General features: G+C 71.0%; 7 protein-coding genes. 3 read left to right on the plus strand and 4 right to left on the minus strand.

The annotated features are described in order from the left end of the window. The coding region (locus A5659_RS20080; RefSeq protein WP_197498109.1) for a GAP family protein at positions 1–221 on the plus strand (221 nt) is incomplete at its 5' end. A 49-nt stretch (positions 222–270) separates the two neighbouring features. Continuing rightward, entirely contained in the window at positions 271–942 is a 672-nt protein-coding gene (locus tag A5659_RS20085) for a GAP family protein (RefSeq protein WP_066863446.1), read from the plus strand. On the opposite strand, the gene A5659_RS20090 is transcribed toward A5659_RS20085, so the two are convergent. Next, complete coding sequence (locus tag A5659_RS20090; protein WP_067183707.1) at positions 930–1,703, minus strand: hypothetical protein; 774 nt, start codon at positions 1,701–1,703, stop codon at positions 930–932. The two genes, A5659_RS20085 and A5659_RS20090, sit on opposite strands and share 13 nt — an antisense overlap. Before the next feature lie 28 nt (positions 1,704–1,731). On the opposite strand from A5659_RS20090, the gene A5659_RS20095 reads away from it, so the two are divergent. After that, positions 1,732–3,228, plus strand: coding sequence for a bifunctional phosphatase PAP2/diacylglycerol kinase family protein (locus A5659_RS20095; RefSeq protein ID WP_066863412.1), 1,497 nt, complete (start codon positions 1,732–1,734; stop codon positions 3,226–3,228). Here the strand turns inward: A5659_RS20095 and A5659_RS20100 are convergent. Genes A5659_RS20100 through A5659_RS20110 form a run of 3 tightly spaced genes read right to left on the minus strand, consistent with a single transcriptional unit; the run spans position 3,225 to position 6,382 of the window. After that, complete coding sequence (locus A5659_RS20100; protein WP_067183712.1) at positions 3,225–4,619, minus strand: FGGY-family carbohydrate kinase; 1,395 nt, start codon at positions 4,617–4,619, stop codon at positions 3,225–3,227. The genes A5659_RS20095 and A5659_RS20100 overlap by 4 nt on opposite strands. Then, a complete protein-coding gene (locus A5659_RS20105) occupies positions 4,616–6,019 on the minus strand; it encodes a mannitol dehydrogenase family protein (RefSeq protein WP_067183716.1) in 1,404 nt (467 codons plus the stop codon). The genes A5659_RS20100 and A5659_RS20105 overlap by 4 nt, the downstream gene beginning before the upstream one ends. Before the next feature lie 48 nt (positions 6,020–6,067). Continuing rightward, positions 6,068–6,382, minus strand: a complete 315-nt coding sequence (locus A5659_RS20110; RefSeq protein ID WP_369806912.1) for a DUF732 domain-containing protein — start codon at positions 6,380–6,382, stop codon at positions 6,068–6,070. Positions 6,383–6,609: the final 227 nt, after the last annotated feature.

Consider the following 6,609-nt stretch of genomic DNA (forward strand, 5'->3'; position numbering starts at 1 on the left):
GCGCCGGCGCCAAGGTGATTGCGGCCGCGATCTTCGTCGGGCTCGCCGCGTCGACGGTCGCCATCCCGGTCTTGGCCTACGTCGGCGCCGGGGACCGCCTCGATGATGCCCTGGAACGTCTCAAGGCCTGGATGGAGGCCAACCACGACGCGATGATGGCCGTCATCCTGTTCCTGATCGGGTTGATCGTGCTCTACAACGGGATTCGCGCGCTGGCCTGATCGGCGCGTTTCGGTGTCGCACCGGCACGGCAATGGCAGGATGCCGCCCATGGCAGGAAGCTGGGGGACGGTGCTGACCGGCCTCGTTCCGCTCGGACTGGTCATCTCGCTCTCTCCGCTCACGGTCATTCCGGCGGTGTTGGTGCTCCAGGCGCCGCGGCCGCGGCCGAGCAGCCTGGCGTTTCTGGGCGGCTGGTTGCTGAGCCTGTCCGCGCTGACGGCCATTTCGGTGGCGGCCTCCGGTCTGCTGGGCGGCTTGGACAAGGCGCCCCCGCGATGGTCGTCGTGGCTGCGCGTGGTGCTCGGTTCGGCGCTGATCGTCTACGGCATCTACCGCTGGCTAAACCGGCACGGCCAGGCCGAATCCCCGGCCTGGATGCGCTCGTTCGCCAGCATCACCCCGGCCCGGGCCGGGGTCCTCGGCGCGGTGCTGGCCGTGGTCCGCCCGGATGTGTCGCTCATCTGCGTCCCCGCGGGGCTGGGCATCGGCACCAGCGGGCTCGGCCTCGCCGGTGACTGGGTGGCCGCCGCCTTCTTCGTGGCCATCGCCGCTTCCAGCGTCGCCATCCCGATCCTGGCCTATGCCGCGGCCGGCAGCCGCCTCGATGACACGCTGGCACGCCTGAAGGACTGGATGGACCGCAACAACGGCGCCCTACTGGCGGCGGTCTTCGTGGTGATCGGCGCAATGGTGCTCTATCACGGGGTTCACGCCCTGTAACCACCGTCGGCCAGGCCCGCGTCCTCCTCGAACCCGTTCACCGCGCCAAAGGCCAACTCGCGGAACAGCTCCCGGCCGTAGCCGGTGAGCATGCCCAGATAGCCGCGGTCCGCCCACTGCGCGGCGTGCCGCTCCTCGTGGTGCAACACCCGATCCAGGTCGAGGCGACTGGCGCGGGGGGTGCCGGCCCGGTCGAGAAACCAGGCGCACCCGGACGAGACGATCCGGTGCAGCTGGCCGCCGGGGTCGGCGACCCTGCCCACGTTGACCAGGAAGATGTCGCCCCAGGTGGTGCCGCCGCGCTGGCTGAACAGCCGCTGGACCCAGTTGCCGCCCAGGCCCATGAGCATGCCGTTGGGGGTGGCGACCAGGCGCCCGCCATTGCGGTGCACGAACGCGACGTCGCGGCTGTAACACCAGCGATTTGCCTTCTGCCGGGCCATGATTCGAGCCACCTCGGCGGCGCCGTAAGGGGTCGCCGGAAAGTCCGTGGGCCGCGCGCCCGGTTTGCCGTAGCCGGTGTCCGCGTTGAACACATAGGTCATCAGCGCGGCGTCGCGGGCCCGCGCACCGTCGGCGTAGGCGGGGATGAGGAAGAACGATTTGCCGTGCGGGTCGATGAATTCGGCCATGCCCTCCAGCACCCCAAAGCGCGCGGCGGTGATGCCGTGCCGGCGGGCGATCTCGGCGACGACGGGCGCGGCCACGCCGCGGCGATCGGCGTTGTCGCGCCATCTGCTGCAATAGCCGTGTGCGTCCATGTCTTCGGACCAATTTAGGGTGTAGCGAATGAACAGGGGGCCCTGGCAACGCGCACGCGGCATCAAACAGATCACCCGGGGACTGGGCACGCTGGATCGAGAGCTGTTCGATGCCATCGCCGAGACCGACACCCCGCTGCTGGACACGGTGATGCCGCCGCTGACCCGGGCGGCCGACCATTCCAAGCTGTGGGTGGCCATCGGCGCGGCGCTGCTGGCCACCGGCCGCCAAAGCGCGCAGCGCGGCGCGACCCGCGGCCTGGTGACGCTGGCCGCCACCAGCCTGGTCACCAATCAGGTCGCCAAGCGGATCCGCCGACGGCCCCGACCCGGCTACGAGCTGGTACCCCTGGTCAGGCAGGTCCGTCGCCGCCCGACGTCGAACTCGTTGCCGTCGGGGCACTCCGCCAGCGCCGCCGCGTTCGCCATCGGCGTGGGGCTGGAGAACCCGCCACTGGGCTTCGGCCTGGCGCTGCTCGCGGGGCTGGTCGGTCTGTCACGGGTGGTGACCGGCGCGCACTACCCCGGCGACGTCATCGCCGGGTTCGGCATCGGTTCGGGCCTGGCCGTGCTGGGCGGCCGCCTCGTCCCGCCGATCGTCGAAACCGCCCTTCCGCGAACGGAACCGCTTCGCGTCGCGGCCCCGCAGCGGCCCGACGGCGCCGGCGTGGTGCTGGTGATCAACCCGGAGTCGGGCAGCGGCACCGGGGCCCGGGTCGTCGACGAGGTGCGTGCCGCGTTACCGAAGGTGGACATCCGCGAACTGGGTCCCGACGACGACGCGGTGCAGGTGCTGCGCAACGCGGCCGAAGGCGCCGAGGTGCTCGCGGTGGGCGGCGGTGACGGCACCGTCGCGGCCGCCGCGGGGGTGGCCATCGACGCGGGGTTGCCGCTGGCCGTCTTTCCCGCCGGGACGTTCAACCATTTCGCCAAGGACATCGGCTGCGACACCGTGGCCAAGACGGTCGACGCGATCCGGCGCGGCCAGGTGGCCTGCGTGGACCTGGTGTGCCTCAACGATTCTCAGATGATCCTCAACACCGCCAGCATCGGCGCCTACCCGGCGTTCGTGCGGCGGCGGGAGAAGCTCGAGAAGCGCATCGGCAAGCCGCTGGCCGGCCTGTACGCCATGCTGCGCACGCTGCGCAAGGAGCAGCCCGTGCGCATCCGCTACGACAACAAGACGCTGCTGACATCCCTGTTCTTCCTGGGCAATTCGCTGTACCTGCCGAGCGGGTTCGCGCCAGCGCGCCGGACCCGGATGGACGACGGCCTGATCGATGTGCGCATCCTCGAGGCCGGGCGGCACTGGGCGCGGACCAGAATCCTGACCGCGCTCGCCCTGGGGCGCCTGGAACGCAGCCCGCTCTACCACGAGCTGCAGGTGCCCGAATTCAGCTTCAGCGCCGTCGACGGACCCACGGTCATCGCCTGCGACGGCGAGGTCCGCGAGAAATACGACAAGGCCAGCTTCAGCGCGAAGTACCGGGTGCTGCCGGTGTTTCGGCCGCTGACCGGCGACTAGGTGGCTCCCTCGGTGAGGTCGCGCACCCGCGCGTAACGCGCCGCCACCTCGGGCGCGGGGTCCGCGGTGAATTCGGTGGTGGGCGGCGGATTCCACGCCGGCGGTCCGGGTGATCCGCTCAACGCCCACGCGGCCTGGCGCGCCGCGCCCAGCGCGACGTACTGGGCCGGGGCGGGGACCAGCACCGGCATGCCGAACACCGTGGGCGCGGCCTGGCGCAGCGCCCGCGATTGCGCGCCGCCGCCGACCAGCAGGATGCGGCGCACGGCGACGCCCTGTGCGGTCAGCCGCGCGAGGCCGTCGGCCAGTGAGCACAGCAGCCCTTCCACCGCGGCCCGGGCCAGGTTGGTCGGCGTCGCATTGGACCCCCGCAGCCCGTGCAGCGCCCCGGTCGCGTTGGGCCGGTTGGGGGTTCGTTCGCCCTCCAGGTAGGGGACCAGTACCAGCCCCGCGCTGCCCGGCGGCGCCGACAGCGCGAGGCGGGACAGCTCGTCGTGGTCGACCCCCAACATGGCGGCGGCCGCGTCCAGCACCCGCGCGCCGTTGAGGGTGCACACCAGCGGGAGGTAACGTCCGGTGCCGTCGGCGAATCCGGCGACGAATCCCGTGTCATCGCGGACGGGATCCGCGGTAACGGCGGCCACCACTCCCGATGTCCCGATCGAGACCATCACGTCGCCCTCTTCGGCACCCAGGCCCAGCGCGGCGGCGGCGTTGTCGCCCAGGCCGGCGCCGAATGTCGTTGTGCCGCTGACGGTTCGGCCTGCCGGTCCGAGCACGCTCGGCAGCCCTGGGCGCCGGCCACGCAGGGCCAGTTCCAGCAGATCGGACCGGTAAGTGCCGGTGGCGGCGTCGTAGTAGCCGGTGCCGCTGGCGTCGCTGCGATCGGTGCTCAGCGCCGCGACGTCGGCGTCGCCGCGCAGGCGCCACGTCAACCAGTCGTGCGGTAGGCAGACCGCCGCGGTGCGGTCGGCGTGGTTTGGCTCGTGGTCGGCCGGCCAGCGCAGCTTGGCCACCGTGATCGCGGCCAGCGGCACGACGCCGACGGCCCGGGCCCACGCCCGCGCGCCACCCAACTCGTCGACGAGTGCGCGCGCGGCGTCGGCCGAGCGCACGTCGTTCCACAGCAGCGCGGGGCGCACCACCCGTCCGGTTGCGTCCAGGCACACCATGCCGTGCTGCTGCGCGCCGACGGCGACCGCGTCGACGCCGTCCAGGCCACCCGCGGCCGCGATGGCCGCTCGGGCGGCGGATTCCCATGCGGCAGGGTCGATTTCGGTGCCGTGCGGATGGCCGGCGTGACCCTCGCGGACCACCCGGCCGGTGGCGGCGTCGCACACCAGCACCTTGCAGGACTGGGTCGAGGAGTCGACGCCCGCGACCAGGGTCACGGTGCGTCGGCCCCGATCAACGCCCGCAGGGTGGCCCGTGCGCCGTGCCGGTACAGCGAGTCCAACGCCCACACGTAGGCCTCGCGAAAGCGCTCCTGGTCGACGAGGTCGCCGAAGACCGAACGATTGGCCAGGAATGCGACGGGGTCGTCGCGTTGCGAGCGGGCGAGCGGGACGAGGGTGTCGGCCAGGCGGTCCACCACCCCGATCGGCTCGCCCTGTTCGTCGACGCCCTCGGCGTAGCGCGCCCAGCTCGCGACGATCGCCGCGGACAGCCGCACCGCCCCGCCGGTGCGCAGGTTGTCGCGCACCACCGGCAACAACCACTTCGGGATGCGGTCCGAGGATTCGGCGCACAGCCTGGCGACAGTGTCGCGGATGTGGGGGTTGGCGAAGCGCGGCAGCAGCCCGGCCCGGAACTCGTCGAGCCCCGGAATCCGCTGCAGCGTCGGCATGGCCTCCGAATCCATATAGCGGGCAACGAATTCCGCGATCACCGGATCCTGGGCGGCGTCGTGCACCAGCCGGTATCCGGCGAGGTAGCCGAAATAACACAGGCCTTGATGCCCGGCGTTGAGCAGCCGCAACTTCATCGCCTCGTACGGCGCCACGTCGTCCACGAGTTGCACCCCGGCTTGATCCAGCGGTGGTCGGCCGTCGGCGAAGTGATCCTCGACGACCCACATGGCGAACGGTTCGGCGATCACGGGCCAGGCGTCGGTCACCCCGAATTCGGACTCCAGCCGCTCGAGCACGTCGGGCGTGGTCACCGGGGTGATCCGGTCGACCATCGAGTTGGGAAAGGTGGTCTTCTCGCGCATCCATTGCGCGAGTTCGGGATCGACCCGCTCGGCGTAGGAGATGAACACGCGTCGGGCCACGTCTCCGTTGCCGGCGATGTTGTCGCAGGAGACGATCGTGGGGGAGGGCAGGCCGCGCTCGCGGCGCCGGTTGCACGCCTCGGCCACCAAGCCGAACACCGCGGACAGGGGTGGCTGATAGCCGCCCTCGGTGATGGTGAGCGAGATGATCCGGGTGGCGGGCGCGGCCAGCAGCTCGATCACCGACTCGGGATCGTCGGGCGCATAACGATAATCGACGATCGAGCCGATGACCCGCGGTTCCCGCGTGCCGTCGGGGTGCTCGAGGATCAGCGTGTAGAGGTGGTCCTGGCCGCGCAGCGCGTCGCGCATGCGCTCGTCGCCCGGCAGCACGCCGACCCCGCAGATGCCGAAGTCGCGGGCGAGGCCGTCACCGAGCAAGCGGTCGATGTACATGGCCTGATGCGACCGGTGGAACCCGCCGACGCCGAAATGCGCTATGCCGACGCCGATCTGGCTGCGGTCATAGGTCGGGACCGGGATCTTTAGGCCGGCCAGGTTCCGTGCGCTCAGCTTCACTCGAGTGTCACCCTAGCGCGGACCGGGCTGCCCGCCGCTAGTTCGCCGTCAGGCGTTGGGGCACAGGTCGCGCAGGGCGAAGATGACGACGTCGGCGGCCTGGCGGCCGTTGATCCCGCCGGTGCCCTGGTCGGCGTCCGAGCGTTGCAGCGCCAAGCCCTCCAGCTGTTGCGGAGAGGCGCCCCACGAAAGCTGCTGGCATAGGTCCGCGCCCATCTGTAAGAGCTCCGGGTCGCCGCCGTTGACGGCGTGGATGCCGGCGTTGTGCAGGTCGTTGATGAAGGCGGCCCCGTCGGCCCGCGCCGGGCCGGCACATAGGACCCCGGCCAGCAAAAGTGGGCCACTGGCCAGCGCCGCGCTCATCAACCGGCCATATCGCCTGCGTGCCGCCATCCAACCTTCTCCTTTATGTCTGTGCCCGATGCGGATGATGCACTTTTACACAAAAGTGCGACGACCCGCTGCGCAAAGAATTCGGGAGAGTGAATAGTCGGCGAAGAACGGCCGGCCGCTAGGCCGCCGAAGTGTGGTGGGTCGAGGTGGTCTCTAGCTGGGGCACAGATCGCGCATGGCGTAGACGACCACGTCGT

The organism is Mycobacterium sp. 1165196.3 (assembly GCF_001673415.1).
Lineage (GTDB): Bacteria > Actinomycetota > Actinomycetes > Mycobacteriales > Mycobacteriaceae > Mycobacterium > Mycobacterium europaeum_A.